This is a genomic window from Paraburkholderia sp. RL17-373-BIF-A (assembly GCF_046030175.1).
Taxonomy (GTDB): Bacteria; Pseudomonadota; Gammaproteobacteria; order Burkholderiales; family Burkholderiaceae; genus Paraburkholderia.
The window spans coordinates 1-301 of the sequence record NZ_JARESO010000503.1; the positions used below are offsets into that span (position 1 = coordinate 1).

The 301-nt window shown below is 55.8% G+C and carries 1 protein-coding gene; it reads right to left on the bottom strand.

The window, feature by feature from the left end:
* On the bottom strand, positions 1–301 hold a 301-nt coding region (locus P0D80_RS51550), incomplete at both ends, for a sensor histidine kinase (protein ID WP_408296748.1).

Sequence of the window (301 nt, forward strand, 5' to 3'; positions counted from 1 at the left end):
CGGGAGACCACCGCAATGATCCTTCACATCGATCAGGATGCGATCCGACAGCGCGTAGGCGTCCAACGTTACTTCGGTATGGTGGTGAGTGAACTTAAGGGCATTTTGCAGCAGGTTTCCGACCGCCGAATAAAGCTGGTCACGATCCCCGCTGAAGGCAAGCCGCGCATCCACAGCAGAAACCGTCAGTGCGCATCCGCGAGTCTGGGCCAGAAGGTCAGCGGCATATTTCACCTCAGCGATGAAGTCCGCAACGGAAAACATCCGTGATTGCAAGGAAATTCCAGCTTCCGCACGAACT